The 18,284-nt window shown below is 56.2% G+C and carries 15 protein-coding genes; 9 read left to right on the top strand and 6 right to left on the bottom strand.

Annotated features, from left to right (window positions below):
• The 9 genes from GS630_RS02045 to GS630_RS02005 are packed head-to-tail and all read left to right on the top strand — an operon-like array spanning window position 1 to window position 9,904.
• Window positions 1–927: a carbohydrate ABC transporter permease gene (locus tag GS630_RS02045; protein ID WP_171176994.1), complete on the top strand. Its 927-nt coding sequence runs from the start codon at window positions 1–3 to the stop codon at window positions 925–927.
• Between the two features lies 1 nt (window position 928).
• On the top strand, window positions 929–1,777 hold the full coding sequence (locus GS630_RS02040) for a carbohydrate ABC transporter permease (protein WP_171176992.1): 849 nt from the start codon (window positions 929–931) through the stop codon (window positions 1,775–1,777).
• Between the two features lie 22 nt (window positions 1,778–1,799).
• Complete coding sequence (locus GS630_RS02035; protein WP_171621051.1) at window positions 1,800–3,140, top strand: alpha-glucosidase/alpha-galactosidase; 1,341 nt, start codon at window positions 1,800–1,802, stop codon at window positions 3,138–3,140.
• Between the two features lie 26 nt (window positions 3,141–3,166).
• Window positions 3,167–4,876 carry an IlvD/Edd family dehydratase gene (locus tag GS630_RS02030; protein ID WP_171621050.1) on the top strand — a complete coding sequence of 570 codons (1,710 nt, stop codon included), beginning with the start codon at window positions 3,167–3,169 and terminating at the stop codon, window positions 4,874–4,876.
• On the top strand, window positions 4,876–5,640 hold the full coding sequence (locus GS630_RS02025; RefSeq protein WP_171621049.1) for an SDR family NAD(P)-dependent oxidoreductase: 765 nt from the start codon (window positions 4,876–4,878) through the stop codon (window positions 5,638–5,640). Before GS630_RS02030 ends, GS630_RS02025 begins: the two co-directional genes overlap by 1 nt.
• 4 nt (window positions 5,641–5,644) lie before the next feature.
• A complete protein-coding gene (locus tag GS630_RS02020; protein ID WP_171176984.1) occupies window positions 5,645–6,532 on the top strand; it encodes a 2-dehydro-3-deoxygalactonokinase in 888 nt (295 codons plus the stop codon).
• Window positions 6,529–7,134 (top strand): 2-dehydro-3-deoxy-6-phosphogalactonate aldolase, encoded by a 606-nt coding sequence (locus GS630_RS02015; protein ID WP_171176982.1) that lies wholly within the window; start codon window positions 6,529–6,531, stop codon window positions 7,132–7,134. Before GS630_RS02020 ends, GS630_RS02015 begins: the two co-directional genes overlap by 4 nt.
• A complete protein-coding gene (locus GS630_RS02010) occupies window positions 7,131–7,991 on the top strand; it encodes an SMP-30/gluconolactonase/LRE family protein (protein WP_171176980.1) in 861 nt (286 codons plus the stop codon). Before GS630_RS02015 ends, GS630_RS02010 begins: the two co-directional genes overlap by 4 nt.
• Complete coding sequence (locus GS630_RS02005; RefSeq protein ID WP_171621048.1) at window positions 7,988–9,904, top strand: beta-galactosidase; 1,917 nt, start codon at window positions 7,988–7,990, stop codon at window positions 9,902–9,904. The genes GS630_RS02010 and GS630_RS02005 overlap by 4 nt, the downstream gene beginning before the upstream one ends.
• 40 nt (window positions 9,905–9,944) lie before the next feature.
• On the opposite strand, the gene GS630_RS02000 is transcribed toward GS630_RS02005, so the two are convergent.
• The 6 genes from GS630_RS02000 to GS630_RS01975 form a co-directional block, all read right to left on the bottom strand.
• A complete protein-coding gene (locus GS630_RS02000) occupies window positions 9,945–11,216 on the bottom strand; it encodes an ABC transporter permease (protein ID WP_171621047.1) in 1,272 nt (423 codons plus the stop codon).
• The gene (locus tag GS630_RS01995; protein WP_171176974.1) at window positions 11,213–12,133 is read right to left on the bottom strand and encodes an ABC transporter permease; all 921 of its coding nucleotides are present in this window, start codon (window positions 12,131–12,133) and stop codon (window positions 11,213–11,215) included. Before GS630_RS01995 ends, GS630_RS02000 begins: the two co-directional genes overlap by 4 nt.
• 12 nt (window positions 12,134–12,145) lie before the next feature.
• Window positions 12,146–13,258 (bottom strand): ABC transporter ATP-binding protein, encoded by a 1,113-nt coding sequence (locus GS630_RS01990; protein ID WP_171176972.1) that lies wholly within the window; start codon window positions 13,256–13,258, stop codon window positions 12,146–12,148.
• 116 nt (window positions 13,259–13,374) lie between these two features.
• The gene (locus tag GS630_RS01985; RefSeq protein ID WP_171176969.1) at window positions 13,375–14,499 is read right to left on the bottom strand and encodes an extracellular solute-binding protein; all 1,125 of its coding nucleotides are present in this window, start codon (window positions 14,497–14,499) and stop codon (window positions 13,375–13,377) included.
• 125 nt (window positions 14,500–14,624) lie between these two features.
• Complete coding sequence (locus GS630_RS01980) at window positions 14,625–16,610, bottom strand: beta-galactosidase (protein WP_171621046.1); 1,986 nt, start codon at window positions 16,608–16,610, stop codon at window positions 14,625–14,627.
• The gene (locus GS630_RS01975) at window positions 16,607–18,253 is read right to left on the bottom strand and encodes an amino acid ABC transporter permease (protein ID WP_171621045.1); all 1,647 of its coding nucleotides are present in this window, start codon (window positions 18,251–18,253) and stop codon (window positions 16,607–16,609) included. Before GS630_RS01975 ends, GS630_RS01980 begins: the two co-directional genes overlap by 4 nt.
• Window positions 18,254–18,284: the final 31 nt, after the last annotated feature.

Raw genomic sequence — 18,284 nt, 5'->3', positions numbered from 1 at the left:
ATGACCGTTGCCGCCGACATCCCAGAACAAGAAAGCTGGTTTCACCGCAACCAGCAGCGAATTGCGCCGTGGTTGTTCCTGGCGCCGGGTCTGCTGTTCTTCATGGTCTATGTGATCATCCCGGTATTCCAATCCTTCAACCTGTCCCTTTACGAATGGGACGGTTTGGGCGCAGCCGAATATGTCGGGTTCCGGAATTACGAAGACCTGTATTGGGAATGGGTGGATCGGGATGCTTTTTTCATCTCGTTGAAAAACAACCTGATCTGGCTGATCCTTTATCTTCTGGCGATTCCGGCGGGCCTGTTCATCGCATTATTCCTGAACCAGACGGTTTGGGGCATCCGCCTGTACAAATCCCTGTTCTTCTTCCCGTTCGTAATCTCTCAGGTGGTCGTGGGCCTTGTATTTACGTGGTTTTATGACCCGACCTTCGGGCTCTTGAACGAATTCCTTGGTTTCTTAGGCCTTGGCCCGCTGAATGTGCTGGGCGACGAACGGTTCGTCACCTATGGCATCATCTTCGCCGGTCTTTGGCCGCAAACCGCATATTGCATGATACTGTATCTGACGGGCTTGAACGCTGTGGATCCGGAACAGATTGAGGCCGGGCGATTGGACGGTGCAAAAGGGTGGAGAATGCTGTGGCACATCATCCTGCCACAACTACGCCCCGCCACCTTCATCGCATTTGTTGTTACAATCATCGGCGCTTTGCGCAGCTTCGACCTGATCTCGATCATGACCCAAGGCGGACCCTTCGGATCATCTAGGGTGCTGGCCTACTACATGTTCGAGGTTGCCCTGTCCGAATACGGCTTCCGCATGGGATATGGCGCTGCAATCGCAGTGATCCTGTTCCTCATCATGCTCTGCTTCATCGCCTACTTCCTGTGGTCGATGTACCGCGAAGAAAAGGGGCACTGAGATGTTTCCCAAACCCATCGAAAAACAACCCCGAGCGGCGCAGATCACCTATCAGGCCATGCTGCCGCTGGCCTTGTTGCTATGGCTGGGTCCACTGCTGGCGGTTGCCCTGTTTTCGGTCAAGCCCGCCGCGGATTTCACAAACGCCAATTACTGGGGATTGCCATCAAGCTTTGAAGGTGCGTTCAACTATGGGCAGGTATTCTTCAACTCGGACATGCCGCGCTATCTGTTGAACTCGTTCATGATCACCATCCCAACTGTGATCGGAGCCGTCGCGCTTAGCTGCATGACCGGGTTCGCGTTGGGGATCTACAAGTTCAAATCGAACCTCTGGATCTTTTTCATGTTTGTCGCGGGCAACTTCGTACCCTTCCAGATTCTGATGGTACCCGTACGCGACCTCACCCTTGAACTTGGTCTCTACAACACAAAAACCGGCCTTGTCCTGTTCCACATCGCGTTCCAGACCGGGTTCTGCACCCTGTTCATGCGGAACTTCATTCGCGCCCTGCCCTTCGAGTTGATCGAAGCTGCTCGGGTGGAAGGCATTAGCGAATGGCGAATATTCTGGTACGTCGTGCTGCCATTGATGAAACCGGCAATTGCAGCGCTTAGCGTGCTGATTTTTACCTTTATCTGGAACGACTATTTTTGGGCCGTCGTGCTGACCCAAGGCGCTGAAAGCCAGCCTGTCACCGCAGGAATCACCAGCTTTAACGCGCAGTTCAGGGCAGCCTATCAGTTAATGAGTGCAGGCTCGATCGTTGCAGCTTTACCGCCGGTTGCCATGTTCTTCCTGATGCAGAAACACTTTATCGCGGGCCTGACCCTCGGTGCCGTAAAATAACGTCAAACCAAGAGTTTGTAAGATGACAAAGATCACCTTTATCGGGGCTGGTTCCACGATCTTCATGCAGAACATCGTAGGTGACGCCCTGCTGACCCCTGCATTGGCCAACAGCCAATTTGCACTGATGGACATAGACCCCGAGCGGCTTGCCGAAAGCGAAGCTGTAGCTCGCGCTATGATCCAGTCGGTCGGTACAGGGGCGACGGTTACAACCCATACTGACCGCCGCGCTGCGTTGGATGGCGCAGATTTTGTCATTACCGCCTTTCAGGTCGGGGGGTATGAGCCCTGCACTGTCACCGATTTCGAAATCCCCAAGCAATATGGCCTGCGCCAGACCATTGCCGACACGCTGGGCGTCGGTGGCATCATGCGCGGGCTGCGCACGGTTCCTGTGTTATGGGACGTAGCACGGGACATGATGCAGCTCTGTCCCAACGCAACACTGCTACAATACGTAAACCCGATGGCGATCAACACCTGGGCCTTGGCCGAGCAATTCCCCAGCCTAAAACATGTTGGTTTGTGCCATTCGGTTCAGAACACGGTCGAGGAACTAGCTCATGATCTGGACCTGCGCAAAGAGGACATCCGCTACAAGGTTGCGGGCGTCAATCATGTGGCCTTCTTCCTGAAACTTGAACATCAAAACAGCGATCTCTACCCCGCTTTGAGGCAGGGGTATGCCAATGGCCAAATCCCAAAACCACCCCTGCTGATGCCGCGCTGCCCCAACAAAGTGCGTTACGAAGTAATGGACCACCTGGGCTATTTCTGCACTGAAAGCTCGGAACATCTGGCGGAATACGTCCCGTGGTTCATCAAGGACGGACGCCAGGATCTGATCGAACAGTTTTCGATCCCGCTGGACGAGTACCCAACCCGTTGTGTCGAACAGGTCGCTAACTGGAAAGAACAGGCCAAGACGTTGACCGACGGCCGCGACATTGAAGTCATTCGAAGCCACGAATTCGCGGCCGACCTGATGAACGCCATCGTCACGGATACGCCCTATACAGCCTACGGCAACTTGCCCAACACCGGTCAAATTCCCCAACTTCCACTGGGTGCCGCTGTCGAAACGCCTTGCCTGGTTGACAGTAATGGTGTCCAGCCTTCGGTTGTCACGGACATCCCGCCCCAATTGATCGCGTTGATGCGCAGCCAAATCAATGTGCAGGAACTGACGGTCCGCGCATTGGTCGATCAGAACCCCGAATACATCTATCACGCCGCGATGATGGATCCACACACCGCTGCCGAATTGGACCTTCGTCAAATCCGCAGCCTGGTGAGCGATCTACTGGACGCACATGCAGACTGGTTGCCGGATTGGTGCAAACCCGCCAAAGCCGCCTGACCGCGAGACTAGAAGGCTAACAAAAAATGACAAAAAAGCGCCGCTCATCACATTGGTATGGAAAACTCGACAAGGACGGGTTCATCCATCGTTCGTGGATGAAGAACCAAGGGTTTCCTGACCACGCTTTTGATGGGCGCCCTATCATCGGCATCTGCAACACATGGTCCGAACTGACGCCTTGTAACTCGGGCCTGCGCGATCTGGCCGAAGGCGTCAAACGCGGTGTGTGGGAGGCAGGTGGCTTTCCGGTCGAATTCCCCGTCATGTCACTGGGCGAAACACAGATGAAGCCGACCGCCATGCTGTTCCGCAATCTGCTGGCGATGGATGTCGAAGAAAGCATCCGCGCATACGGAATTGATGGCGTTGTCCTGCTGGGCGGGTGTGACAAGACAACGCCCGGGCAGCTGATGGGCGCAGCCTCGGTCGATTTGCCGTCAATCGTGGTCAGCTCCGGCCCGATGCTGAACGGCAAATATCGCGGGCAGGATATCGGTTCGGGCACCGACGTTTGGAAATTCTCCGAGGCTGTCCGCGCTGGGGAAATGACGCTGCAGGATTTCATGAACGCCGAATCCGGCATGTCTCGCAGCGCGGGGGTTTGTATGACCATGGGGACTGCCAGCACCATGGCCTCGCTGGTTGAGGCGATGGGTATGTCCCTGCCTACCAATGCTGCCCTGCCCGCAGTGGATGCCCGCCGTATGGCGCTGGCACATCTGACCGGCAAACGGATCGTCGAGATGGTGGGCGAAGACCTGAAGCCCTCGGACATCCTGACCAAGGAAGCGTTCGAGAACGCCATTTTGGCGAATGCTGCTGTGGGTGGGTCAACCAATGCTGTGGTCCACCTGTTGGCTCTGGCAGGCCGTGTAGGAGTTGATCTAACGCTCAAGGACTTTGAGATTGGGTCTGAGATTCCTCTACTGGTTAACTGTATGCCTTCGGGCAAATACCTGATGGAGGACTTCTGCTACGCAGGCGGGGTTCCCGTCGTGCTGAACGAGCTTAAACCCTTCCTTCGCCAGGCAAAAACCGTGTTGAACAAGGACATTTCAGCCCATTATGAAGGGGCCGAGTGCTTCAATACGGACGTCATCCGCCCTTTCAACGATCCGGTGAAACCTGCCGCCGGTCTGCGCGTCTTGCGAGGCAACTTGGCGCCCAACGGGGCGATTGTGAAACCATCGGCGGCGACGGATGAATTTCTGGAAACCGAGTCCGAGGCTTACGTTTTTGAAAACATCGAAGACCTGAAAGCCAATATCGACCGAGATGATCTGCCGGTCACACCTGATACTATTCTGGTCCTGAAAGGCTGCGGCCCCAAGGGATATCCCGGCATGCCCGAGGTTGGCAACATGCCGATCCCGGCCAAGCTGGTGAAAGAGGGCGTGCGTGACATGATCCGCATCTCAGACGCGCGCATGTCCGGTACCGCTTATGGCACTGTCATTCTGCATGTCAGCCCCGAAGCGCAAGCCGGTGGTACACTGGCACTGGTGAAAACCGGTGACCGCATTCGTATCTCGGCCAGCAAGGGTGAGATGGAATTACTGGTTGATGAAGCGGAACTGGACGCCCGTCGCGCCGCGTGGCAGCCGGATGAGCCGTATTACTCCCGTGGTTACGCGAAACTTTACATCGACCACGTGCTTCAGGCAGATCAGGGCGCTGATCTTGATTTCCTTGTGGGCAAAGACACCCGCCTTGTAACCAGAGAGAGCCACTGATGCCCCAACTAGCAACATTTCATGACCTGAAAGGGGCGTCTGTCTATATCACGGGCGGAGGCTCGGGCGTCGGCGCGGCGCTGACAGATGGTTTTATGGCTCAGGGGGCCAACGTTACGTTCATCGGTCGCTCGGACGCCAGCGGGTTTGTTGACGAGATGCGCGACAAGCATGGCCGCGCGCCGCTTTTCATGCAGGGTGACATGACCGATACCGAATTGCTGCACGCAACCATGCGCAAGGCCGCCGACGTACATGGGCCTTTGCATGTACTGGTCAATAACGCGGCCAACGATCAGCGGCACGCCTTGGACGAAACAACGCCAGAGTTCTGGGACTGGATGATCGAGGTCAACTTGAAAGCCTATTACTTCGCCTGTCAGGAAGCCGCCCGGCAGATGAAAGACGGGGGTGCGATCATCAATTTCAGTTCAATCAGCTATATGATGGGCAACGCGGGCTATCCGATCTACACGACGTCAAACGCCGGGATCACGGGCATGACACGCTCTTTGGCGCGCGAGCTTGGGCCACAGAACATCCGGGTCAACGCCCTGGCGCCCGGCTGGGTTCTGACGCAGAAACAGCTGGACATGTGGGCCACGCCCGAAGATTTGGCTGCACATCTGGACCGGCAATGCCTGAAAGAGCATCTGACACCTGAAGACATGATTGCGCCCACCCTGTTTCTGGCGTCTAAGGCCAGCCGCGCGATGACCGGCCAATGCGTGGTCGTTGACGGTGGCGTTGTGGTTACGGGGTGACGTGATGAATACTGAATGGATCGCTGTTGATTGGGGTACATCCCATCTGCGCGCGTGGGCCATGCAGGGGCGCACCGTGCTGGATCAGGCACGGTCTGACGCAGGAATGGCCCGAGTTGGCAAGGATGGGTTTCAGGCGGCGTTGCTTGCGCTTGTTGAAACATGGCTGGCGGATACCCCGGTGGACGTAATCGCGTGCGGTATGGTTGGTGCGCGGCAGGGCTGGGTCGAGGCACCTTATGGCGCAGTTCCAAGCCAACCACTGCCCGACGCGCCAATCCGCGTTCCCGACACCGATCCACGCATCTGTGCCTTTGTCGTGCCCGGTCTGAAACAGATGGCACCGCCGGACGTTATGCGTGGCGAAGAAACGCAGATCGCAGGATTTCTTGCCGCGCGGCAGAATTGGGATGGGGTGATCTGTTTGCCCGGAACGCATACAAAGTGGGTTCAGGTCAGCGCGGGCGAAGTTGTCAGCTTTCGGACATTCATGACGGGAGAGATGTTCGATCTGTTGTCTGGGCAATCGGTGCTGCGACACTCGGTTTGCGAAGGTTGGGATGATAACGCATTTGTGGACGCCGTTGCAGATACCCTGTCCAAGCCCGAACAACTGGCAGCACGCCTATTCGGTCTGCGCGCAGCAGATCTGCTACACGGTCAGGACAAAGGCACCGCTCGGGCGCAGCTTTCGGGGTTGCTGATCGGTGCCGAGCTGGCCGCCACCCGACCCTATTGGTTGGGACAACAGTTGGCCGTGATTGGTGCCGACGGTGTTTCGCAGATTTATGCAACTGCGCTGAAGCAACAAGGTGCGTTTGTCGAAACTGAAAATGCCACTGCGGCGACACTGGCAGGGCTTGCTCTGGCAAAAGACAAGGTGAATTCATGAGCCGTCCCATCATCGCCATTCTTCGTGGGCTTAATCCGTCCGACGCCGAAGCCGTTGGGCGCGTGATACTTGACGCGGGAATCGACCGTATCGAAGTGCCGCTCAACTCACCCGACCCGTTAAATAGTATCGCTATTCTTGCCAGGGTATTCGGGCATCAGGCACTGATCGGAGCAGGCACGGTTTTAACCATCGATCAGGTCAATGCTGTTTCGGATGCCGGGGGTAAACTGATCGTATCGCCAAACTATGATGCCGAGGTCATTGGGCGCACGGTCGCTTTGGGGATGCAAAGCTGGCCGGGTGTTTATACCCCAACCGAAGCGTTCGGGGCACTAAAGGCCGGCGCCACAGGGCTAAAGCTGTTTCCCGGTGTGATGGCAGGACCTGCCGGACTGGCAGCTTTGCGCCCGGTTTTGCCTGACGGTGCGCTGGTGTTTGCCGTGGGTGGTGCGGGCCCTGAGAATTTTGATCAGTGGATCAAGGCCGGGGCAGATGGGTTCGGGATCGGATCGGCGCTATATAAACCTGGCATGGACGTGACCGAGATATCAGACCGCGCCCGCCAGATCGTTGCCGCCTATGACAAGGCGGTGGGATGAGCACTGTTTTCGATGATCGCCCCTGTGAATTGGGTGAAGGGCCTTTGTGGCATCCCGAACGGCAACAGTTGTATTGGTTCGACATCATCGGCAAACGCCTGATGACCCGTAGCGCACAAGGGCCGCAGAGCTGGGCATTTGAAGAATATGTCTCTGCTGCAGGATGGGTGGACCACGATACGCTGCTGCTGGCGTCGGAAACCGGGCTTTGGCGTTTTGACTTGACCACTGCGGACTGCAGCCTGATCACACCGTTGGAGGCAGATAACTCAGTCACCCGCTCTAACGACGGTCGGGCCGACCCTTGGGGTGGCTTCTGGATCGGAACGATGGGAAAGCATGCGGAACCAGCAGCCGGATCGATCTATCGGTTCTGGAAAGGCGCGTTGAGGCGTCTGGTTGCGGATGTGACAATCTCAAACGCGATCTGTTTTGCTCCGGATCGGTCGGTTGCCTATTTTTGCGATACCGTGACAGGGCAGGTTCGGCGTTGGAAGCTGGACGCGGAAACCGGGTGGCCTGAAGGGGATCATTCGGTCTTTCTGGATCTTCGGGCGGAAGGGTTGAACCCCGACGGCGCTGTGGTTGATGCAGCTGGAAACATCTGGATTGCCCAATGGGGTGCGAGCCGGGTTGCCTGTTATACATCTGAGGGACAATTCCTGCGTGCCGTTTCTTACGACGCGGCGCATACATCCTGCCCGGCCTTTGGCGGCAGTGATCTGAGCACCCTTTTCTGCACAACAGCGCGTCAGGGGTTAAGTGCCGACGAAATCGAAGCGCAACCAAACAACGGAAAGACCTTTGCCGCGCTAAATGTCGGGCGGGGTCAGGCAGAACACAGGGTCATTTTATGAAGCCGGAACTTGGCGTTTGCTACTATCCCGAACACTGGCCCGAGGCGATGTGGGCGGAGGACGCAGCGCGCATGATCACCACCGGTCTGACCTGGGTTCGGATCGGTGAGTTTGCATGGAGCCGTATGGAACCTCAGCCGGGTAATCTGCAACTCGATTGGCTGGACCGTGCGATCGAAACACTTGGGTCCGCCGGGTTGAAGGTTGTGCTGGGTACGCCAACGGCGACACCGCCCCGCTGGATGATCGACAAACACCCGGATATGCTTGCAGTGGATGAACTCGGGGCCCCGCGCAAGTTTGGGTCGCGGCGACATTATTGCTTTAGTCACCAAGGCTATATCGACGAATGTTCACGCATCGCCCGCATCATGGGCGAACGGTATGGTCGTAATCCGCAGGTGGCAGCATGGCAGATCGACAACGAATACGGGTGTCATGACACAACGGTCAGCTACAGTGCCCCTGCCCTCCGCGCCTTCCAACAGTGGTTGGCAGTTCAATATGGCACCGTCGAAGCGCTGAATACAGCATGGGGCAATGTGTTCTGGTCAATGGAATATGCCAGTTTTGACGAGATTGACCTACCCAATCAAACCGTAACCGAACCGAACCCGGCTCATGTGTTGGCGTTCCGACGGTTCAGCTCAGATCAGGTTGTGGCTTTCAACAAAGCTCAGGTTGAGGTTTTGCGGCAGCTGACCGACGCGCCACTGCTGCACAATTACATGGGCCGGGTTCTAGATTTCGATCACTTCGAGGTCGGCGCAGATTTGGATATTGCCACCTGGGACAGTTATCCAATTGGATTTTTGTCGGATCGGCTGGAAGATGACGATGCGCAAAAGATCGCCTTTCTGCAACAAGGCGACCCGGATATGCAGGCGTTTCATCACGACCTGTACCGGGCCGTCGGGCGCGGACGTTGGTGGGTGATGGAACAGCAACCCGGTCCTGTGAATTGGGCACCTTATAACCCAGCGCCCCTTCCCGGAATGGTACGGCTGTGGTCTCTGGAGGCCGTTGCTCATGGCGCTGAAGTGGTGAGCTATTTTCGTTGGCGACAAGCCCCCTTCGCGCAAGAGCAGATGCACGCAGGCTTGTTGACGTCAAACAACCGTCCTGCACCTGCATTGACTGAAGCGCGTCAAACCGCGGATACACTGTCGGAACTGGGTGACGTCCGGCAGTCGCAAGCCAAAGTGGCTATTTTGTTCGAATATGCGTCGGACTGGGCATGGTCCACTCAGCCGCAGGGGGCCGGGTTTGATTACTTCCGACTGGTCTTTGCGGCGTATCGCGCGCTGCGACGCGCAGGGTTGTCGGTGGATTTTGTATCTACCCATGACCTCTCAGGACAGTACGATCTGATCCTTGCACCGGGGCTGGCGACGCTTGATCAGGATTTGGAGAGCCGTCTGCAATCGGCATGTAAACTCGCCATCCTTGGCCCCCGAGGTGGTGCCATAACGCGCGATTTCCAAATTCCCGAGAATGGCCGCCCCGGATTGAGTGCATTGGACTGTGACGTCGACCTGGTCGAAACGCTTCCTCCGACGGTTGAGCGACCTGTTAATGGCGGTGGCGCGGCGTTGCACTGGGTTGATCGACTGTCAGGTTCCGCCACGGACTTGCTGAATTTCGAAGATGGGGTAGCCGCGCTCAAAGGGGAAAACGGGATTTGGTATCTGGCGGGGTTTCCTGATGCACAGCTTTGGGATCGGGTCATTGCGATGGCGGCAAAGCACACAGGGTTGAGCGTGCAGGCCATGCCTCAAGGCCTGAGGATGCGCGAGACAGCTGATCATGTGTTCCTGATCAACTACAACGCAAGCCCGGTGATCTGGAATGGGCTAACTGTTCAAGGCTGCGATGTCGCCATCCTGAAACGCAATCCGCCCGGACAGGGTTGATCCTGATCCGGGCGGATGCCTTGGCTATCAACCTGCAAAGTTAGTCGTCGTTTTGCAGGCTGTTGGGGTCGAAGACGTTGCCGAACCCGCTGTTGTTCGATGGGGCCGGGTCGGCCTCGGACGAACCATCGTCGCTTTCGCTTTCGTCTCCGCCCAGAGAGTTGGGGGCAAATACGTTTCCAAAGCCACTGTTGTTCGACGGCTTCGGCGTGGACTGTGCCCCGCCCTGTTCTGCTTCTTCGGCTTCGCGCTGCTTGCGGCGCTCTTCGCGTTGCTCGCGCAGTTGCTGAATGCGCTGTTCGGCTTCCAGCTGTTTCTGCTCGCGTACGTCAGCAATGCACTGACCGGGGTCGTAGGCCGTTGCGGTGCCGACAACCGTGATTGTTGCAATCGCAAAAACAACCACCAGAACCGCAGCTGCGTTTCCGGCAAAGAAGCTGGGCAATTTGATCTTGCCTGCCAGTTCCTCAACCGTTGCGTTCTTGCGCGCCGCTGCCACCAGTTTCTGACGCTTGAGCTTGGCTTCATTCAGCAAGGCAAAGAACACGGTCAAGGCCACGATGATAAATGCCAGCGCAGAAATCGCGGGTGTGATGCCATAGCGGACCTTCTGGGCCAGCTCGATTGTCAGCGTCGGGTATTCACCAAACGTAAAGGTGGTGGTGTTGTAGTTCTCGAACGAAGCGAGGAACGCCAGCACCGCCGCCGAGGCAATCGCCGGGCGCATGAACGGCAGCAATATCTTGCGGAACGCCTGTGCGTGGCTGGCCCCGAGGTCCAATGCTGCTTCGGTCAGGGCAATATCGTAGCGCTGCAATCGCGCCACCAGCACCAGCATGCAATAGCTGGCGATAAAGGTGGACTGGCCGATCACCGTCAGAAAAATGCCATTTGACAAGAAGCTGTCTGCCCCCAGTCCGAGCATACGGTTGATCCGATCCCAGAACACCAGTGTCGAGATACCCAGAACCACGCCCGGGATCAGGATCGGTGCGATGATGATCGTGTAATAGGTCGCGCGCAACTTGGGCCAGATCTGAGTCAGCATCAGCGCACCTGCCAGACCCATCGCCACGGACAGAACAACCGTTCCAAGCCCGATGATCAACGAGTTTTTGATACCGTTCAGGATGCGCTGATCCTGAAACAGTTCGCCAAACCACTGGAAGGTCAGGCATTCCCACGGGCTCATCCGGGGGAAACCGGACGAGTTGAACGCGGTGATCGACATGATCACAAGCGGTCCCAGCAGATACAGGAAGAAGATCGCCAGATAGACCCAGATGCTTATGCGGAGGAAGGAATTGTTCATTTCCCGATATCCCCCATATTCACCTTAAACAGGCGCATCACCGCCAACACGAACAGGATACAGGTCACCAACAGCACGATCGCGTAAGCGGCTCCTTGTGGCCAGTCATTGTTGTCGTTGAATTGCTGATAGATCAGCTGCGTGAACCACAGGCTCGACGGACCGCCCAAAATCTGCGGTGCGGCCAGCGCACCAGCGCTTAACATGAACACCATAGTACAGCCTGAACTGATGCCCGGCTTGGCGTAAGGAATAACCACGCGCCAGTGAATCCGCCACCATGGCGCACCCAGGTCCCGAGCGGCTTCGATCTGGTTTTTATCCAGACTTTCAATGACGTTATACATCGGGAAGATCATCAGCAGGATATAGGCATAGCCCAAACCCGCATAGAGCGCGATATCGTTGCGGATGAAGTCAAACGGTGTATCCCAGATCCCCATGCCCATGAACAACGTATTCAGAACGCCGGTTTCACCGAAGATAATGCGCAGCGCGAAGGCGCGTAGGATCTCGTTGATCCAATAGGGAATGATAAGCATGATCGCAAAGATGCGGATATGGCTACCTTCGGATTGTCCCAGGTAGTAGGCGATTGGATAGCAGATGATCAGATTGAAGATCGTCACACAGACAGCCGCCACAAGGGTTCGGAAAAACACTCTCAGGTCGACCGTGTTGTAATCCTGACTGCCGCCCTCGGGGCCGTATATCAAGTACTTGTAGTTCTCCAGCGTATAGACGTCCTTGGGCCCGCCAATCTCTGGCGGCGGCAGGTTCGGACGGAATGAAAAGTCCAGCATCGACAACTGCGGCAAGATAATCAGCCCGATGGTCCAGAACAGGACCAGGCCCAAAATCGCCAACCCCATGCCGGTGCCATTGCGATTGAAGAAATCCTTTAGAAACTGGGGCATGAACTGTTCCCCTTATTCCGCAGCCAGCTCACCCGCAGGAACGACGACGGCGTTGTGCGTCTCATATTCCAACGTGATGTTCTGTCCGGTGTGATCTTCGAAGGATTGCCCGTGGTTGGGGATCGATACTTTGATCTCTTTTCCGCCCTCGCCTTCGGTGAAGATGTTAAAGACGTTGCCCTCGAACTCTTCGTGGTTGACACGCGCGGTGACGAAATGGTCGCCCGACGCGCCATCGGGGGCGATGGCAAATGCCTCGGGGCGCACGAACATCATGGCATCGTCGCCTTCTTTCATCTTGCCTTGATTGGCCGTCGAAATCCTCGCTACCAGATCGCCTGAGCGGTTAGTCGCGATCAGAGCCTCATTGCCCATGACTTGTTTAACTTTACCCCGGAACACATTGTTTTCGCCGACGAATGAAGCCGCAAACGCCGTGTTGGGATCGTTGTAGATGGTCTTGCCGTCGGCAATCTGATCAATCACACCCGCGCGCATAACGGCGATGTTGTCGGACATGGTCAGCGCCTCACCTTGATCGTGAGTGATGTAGATAAAGGTGATACCCACGCGCTGCTGGATTTCGCGCAGCTCTGTGCGCATGTGTTGGCGCAGTTTCAGATCCAGCGCTGACAGAGGCTCGTCCAACAGCAACACATCCGGCTCTGCGCAAAGCGCGCGGGCGATGGCCACACGCTGACGTTGCCCGCCTGACAGTTCGCTGGGCAGTTTGTCGCCCTGCCCGGGCAAAGCGATCATGTCCAGAAGCTCATCTGCACGCTTGCGGCGTTCAGCGGCGCTGGCCCCTTTAATCTCCATCGAGAAGGTGATGTTTTCCCAAACTTTCATCAACGGAAACAACGCCAGGTTCTGGAAAATCAGCGCCGTGGGCCGCTTGTTTGGTCCGATGCCGCGCATGTCATTGCCGCCAATCAATACCTTGCCCTCGCTTGGCTCCAGGAAACCTGAAACGGCGCGCAGGATCGTTGTTTTTCCACAGCCAGACGGCCCGAGGAACGAAAAGAAATCGCCCCCGTTGATGTTCACATTCGCGTCCCGCACGGCAACGAAGTCACCGAAACGGATCCACAGCTTTTCAAGATCGACGCCGACCCCTGCACTCATTTTTGGTATCTCCCTGGGGTGCACATTGTCTTCACACCACATTACTGTCCGTTACGCCGGGACGGCGCACAGAGTGTAGCCCCCCGCGCAAGGCGGAGGGCATGTTTTCAATGCGTTTAAGCGCTCTTGAATTTGTTGACGAACTCGGTCCGTGTTTCTGCATACCAAGGTGCTTCGGCCGGCCACGGGTTAAGGTTGGCCAACGAGTCGCCCGGATAGGCTTCGGCGAAGTTCTTTTTGTAAGTGTCGCCCGAATATTGATCAGCTCCAAGAACCGGCGAGTTGTAACCGTGGCTGTCGATGGCAACACCGGCAGGCTTGGCCTGATAGGCGAAATCAATGAACGCATAGATCTGGTCGATATTCGCGGCACCTGTTGGAATTGACATGCCGTCAACCCAGGCCATCGCGCCTTCGACCGGCGCTTGGTAGTGCACTGGTTCACCTGCAGACTTCAACGCCAGCGGCGGGCCATCCCAAGTTTGACCGACAATCACGCCTTCGTTCAACAGACCATTTTTCTGTGTGTCAGCGTCATTCCAGATCAGCTTGATGCGATCTTTGCGCGCAACGCACCAGTCGGTGATCTGGCCCCAAACCTTGCGCATGGTTTCTTCGTCACCATACGCCGCCCAGACCGAGCCCGGCTCCATCTCGCCCGAACGCTCCATGTAAAGACCCGCGCCCAACATCATCGAATGCGCGCGGCCCATAGTTTTCCCGGCGTTTTCTTCGGACCAGACGTCGCCATAAGACGGTGCGTCACCTTCCGGCAGCCACAGGTCGGTGCGGTAGGCAATGCCTTCGGTGCCCCAGATATGCGGCAGCCAATGCGCCCCTGATCCACCAAAGTTCCAAGCGTCTGTGCCGATCTTGGCCATGGCTGGGTTCACCAAGTCAATCGGAACCTTGTTCATATCAAAGGGCTGAAGAAGCTCCAGCGGCTCCCATTGCAACGACCGGTTGTTGGTGGGCGAGACAATGTCAAAGCCCTGACCTTTGGTGGCCTTCATCTTGTTGATGATTTCTTCGTTCGAACCGATGCCGGTGTAGTTCACCTTGATGCCGGTCAGAGTTTCAAACTCTTCGATGAAGCTGGGCGGAAGATAATCCGACCACATCAGAATATTAATCTCGCCCGACGACGCCAGCGCGCTTTTGCTGTAAAGCGGCGCTGCCAAAGCAGCTGCACCCGCGCCCTTTAGCACCTTGCGTCTGGAAAGAGTCAATTTGTCAGCCATGTGTTTTCTCCCATTGATGAACTGTTTGTTTTTATTTTTTGTTTATAGGACTTTCTGTGTCAATTCGGCAGTGAAAAAGTGACAGTTTTGAAAATTCATTAGCCCAGCCTCCTGATGGAACGCGTTCAGACTGATTTTTTAAGGGGTACATCTTCTAGCCAAACGGTCATGTCCCGGACATCCACCGGGTCGGTTCCTATCAACAATCTACGATGATCACCGGCTGGCAAGGGTTTGGGAGTGTCACCAAAGTTAAACGCGAAATGCAACGTACCGCGCCGGGCAATGCGAATATCGGGATCACAGTTCAGTGTGCTCAGGCCAGCCCACTCCAAAGCCTGATGTAAAATGGATTGCAAAAGCGCACCACGTGGAAGCATCGCCATATATATTGCCCGGTTTGACTGCACGACCGCAGGGCTTCCGTCGCAATAGGCGCTTTCAAAGCGCGCTAAGACACTTTCGTTGGTCTCGACGATCTCGCGCCAACCTACGAAAGCGTGCCGAGGGCCGTTGATCAGTTGCACATGTTCTTGTGCCAGGAGGGGAAGTGACTCGACGCGTGTGACATGAACGCCGGTCAACTCTGTTAATGTGCCAGGGGCAAGGTTCGCAGGTGTGTGCATCTGGGGTGTTTTGCTGCCTGACCTGGCTCCAATCACGAGTTTCGCGTCCGAATCTGAAAGCTTGGCAGCAAGGTCTGCGCTGACGATCATGCTCTGCGGCAATAGGATCAGTGCATAGCCGTCCAGATCATCTTCAGGGCCTAGGAAATCGACGTCTGCCCCTAATTGACGAAGGCTGGCATACCATTCACGGATAATGTGACTGTTTGGGAACTCGTCATCATGCGGCAGGATATCCGCAGCCCAGATTGAGCTGTAATCCAAAAGTATCGCCACATTGGCCTTTGAACGCGTCGCAGATGGTAGAGTTTCGCGATCCTTTACGATCTGTGCCAATTCAACCGCCGCTTGATCTGGGCTGTTATCCGAGCGCAGCAACGCCGTATGATATTGTTCCTGCGCGAATTTTGCTTGTCGCCAACGAAAGAACATAACTGCTTGCGCACCATGCGCATAAGCTGCCCAGGTCCAAAGCCGTACCATGCCCTCCGCTGGAGAAGGGTTTTTAGCCGCCCAGTCCACCGGACCCGGCTGTTGTTCCAAAACCCACATACGCCCACGTCCCTGACTGCGGTATAAATCGCAGTGAAAGCCTTGATAATCCGGCGCACCTGTCCGCAGATAGCGACGCTTTTCATCGTCGGAGAGGGTCGAACCCATCAGGTTGCCCAGCGGGTAACTGTCAAAGCCAACCACATCCAAATCGGCCGCAACGGCGTGATGGTCAAACTCGAAACTGCCTGCCATAAAGTTGTGGGTGATGTCTCGGCCCGGAGAATGTTCCCGCAGAATGTCGACCTGTGCTTTGTTGAACAGACGTACCCTGTCCGAAGAATAACGCATGAAATCCAATGCATGTGTTGGATTCGGGGCTGCGACCAGACCGTTGGGCAGCTCAATCTGGTCAAATCCGGAATAGAGCGATCCCCAGAACACGGTTCCCCATGTTTGGTTTAGGGCGTCGATTGTTTCGTATCGCTTCTGAAGCCAGCGTTGAAACCCGCTGCGCGCAGCCATTGAATAGCTGAGTACCGTGTCGTGGTCGTTGTATTCGTTGTCGATCTGCCAGGCGTGGACATGAGGGTTCTTTCCATATCTGCTGGCGTATTCGGTTGCGATCCGTTTTGCCTCGGCCAGATAAATCTCGGAGGAAAAGCAATAATGCCGACGCGATCCGTATCCCCTGACTCGTCCGTCCGGTCCGACGGGTAGGATTTCAGGATGCGCGTCGATCAGCCATTTTGGCGGGGCCGCCGTTGGGGTCGACATCATGACCTTCAGCCCGGCCTGACCCAGAATTCCAATGACCTCATCCAGCCAACCCCAGCGAAATTGCCCGCGTGCAGGTTCGATCAGGCCCCAGGTGAATTCGGCAATACGCACCCAATCCAACCCCATCTCGACCATACGCTTGGCATCCTCTTGCCATTGCGACCGATCCCATTGTTCAGGGTAGTAGCAAACCCCCAGCTCAAGCTTGCTCATCTGCTATCCTTTGCGGTACGACGTTCGATCCATTTCAGGAAGCTGGCGCAACCCAATGTGATCACGACGTAAAGAATTGCTGCCGTATTGAAGGGGGCGAAAGGCAGGAAACTTGCCGCCTGAAACTCTCGCATCCTTTGGGTCATGTCACGAACAGACAGGATCGACAGCAGCGAGGTGTCCTTGATCATTGCTATGAATTCGTTGCCCAAGGGTGGGGTCACGATCCGCAATGCCTGCGGTAAGACGATGAGCCGAGCAGTCTGCCATCGAGACAAGCCCAAGGAGCTGCCTGCCTCCAACTGCCCTTTGGGTATGGCCTCGATCCCGGATCGAAAGATCTCGGCCATATAGGCTGAATAGCCGACCGAAATGGCGATGATGCCGCGGGTCATATTGGTCATGTCGATGCCGCCGCCTGTGGCATCCTTGACTGCACCCGCCAGAGGCAGGCCGATGTAAAGGATGATCACCAGCATCGGGATGCCCCGGATCGTATCCACAAAGAACTCTGCGCCAACGGCTAGCGGGTGGAGTTTGTGCTGTGCGCCACCAATGGTCAGCGTCAATAACAAAAAGCCAAAGACAGCAAAAGCCAGCGCCGGGTTGCGGTACTTGTCGGGCAAAAAGCTGGTTTGCCAAAGCACCGGATAGCCCTGCGTGTGTGCCTGAACGGGGACAAACGCGCCAGAGACACTTTCAACGGTTTCGATTTGCTCCAGGGCCGCTGCGGCGTCTGTTGCACTGCGGATGCGGTATTGCTGCTCTCCACCGCCTTCGAATTCACCAAACCGGATGATATCGGCCTGTGCCTGTGGTGTACCGCGCACAATCGCAATGCGGGCTTCGGTGCTCCCGACAAGGACGTAATTCACTTGTGGTTGCATGAAGAAAAACGTGGAAACTCCTAGCAGAGCCAAGCTGATTGCGCCGTAAACCATCGTAGTACGCGCTTTGGGTTTGAACGATTGCAGCCCCACCCAGATCAGCCCCAGGATCGCTGCAAAAATATAGGCAAAGATCGCCGCGCGGAATGTAATGGCAACGCCAGTTGCAAACTGCCAATGCGCCATGAACATCAAATAGAACAAGGTGGCCCCGGTCAGGATTTCAAACCCAAGTTGAGAATAGCCGCGCAACGGGTTGTTCAGACGGGTGGATAACACGCACAGCGCGATGATCACCGCATAGATTGCCAGCAAGACCTGCAAACCAGTCTGCACTTGCGCCACAACCACAGGGAAAAGCACCCAGGTCTGGTTGGTTCGGTCGATAAGTGCCGATGTGTTTTCACTCAGCGCATGAAAGAAGACCGACTCGGCGAATGGCATCAGGATCTGAGGTGCGACAAAGGCAAGCATCGACAGGCCAACCGCCGCAGGAAATGCAGCCAACGCCGCCACGCGCAACCAGGCCGGGGCTTGCGAATGGAACCGGGAATGGCGGGCGCAGAGATAGCCCAGGATCGCCGCGGTCAGGATCAGCAAGAACCCAACAAAAATCGGCCCCGCGTTGTTGCCGATCCCTAGGATCGCGACCAGAGATCGCAAATATTTGGACGAGGAAGCAAACAGGTAAATGATGAATGGCGCTGCTGCGAGCAACACAAGGTTGCTCGGGCGGATCGAGCTGAGACGCGACATGGGGTTCTCCGCTAGGTCAAAACCCCGGCGA

Source organism: Ruegeria sp. HKCCD7303, assembly GCF_013111185.1.
Lineage (GTDB): Bacteria > Pseudomonadota > Alphaproteobacteria > Rhodobacterales > Rhodobacteraceae > Ruegeria.
The sequence above is the reverse complement of the archived record's forward strand: the minus strand, read 5'-3'. Positions and strand labels throughout refer to the sequence as shown.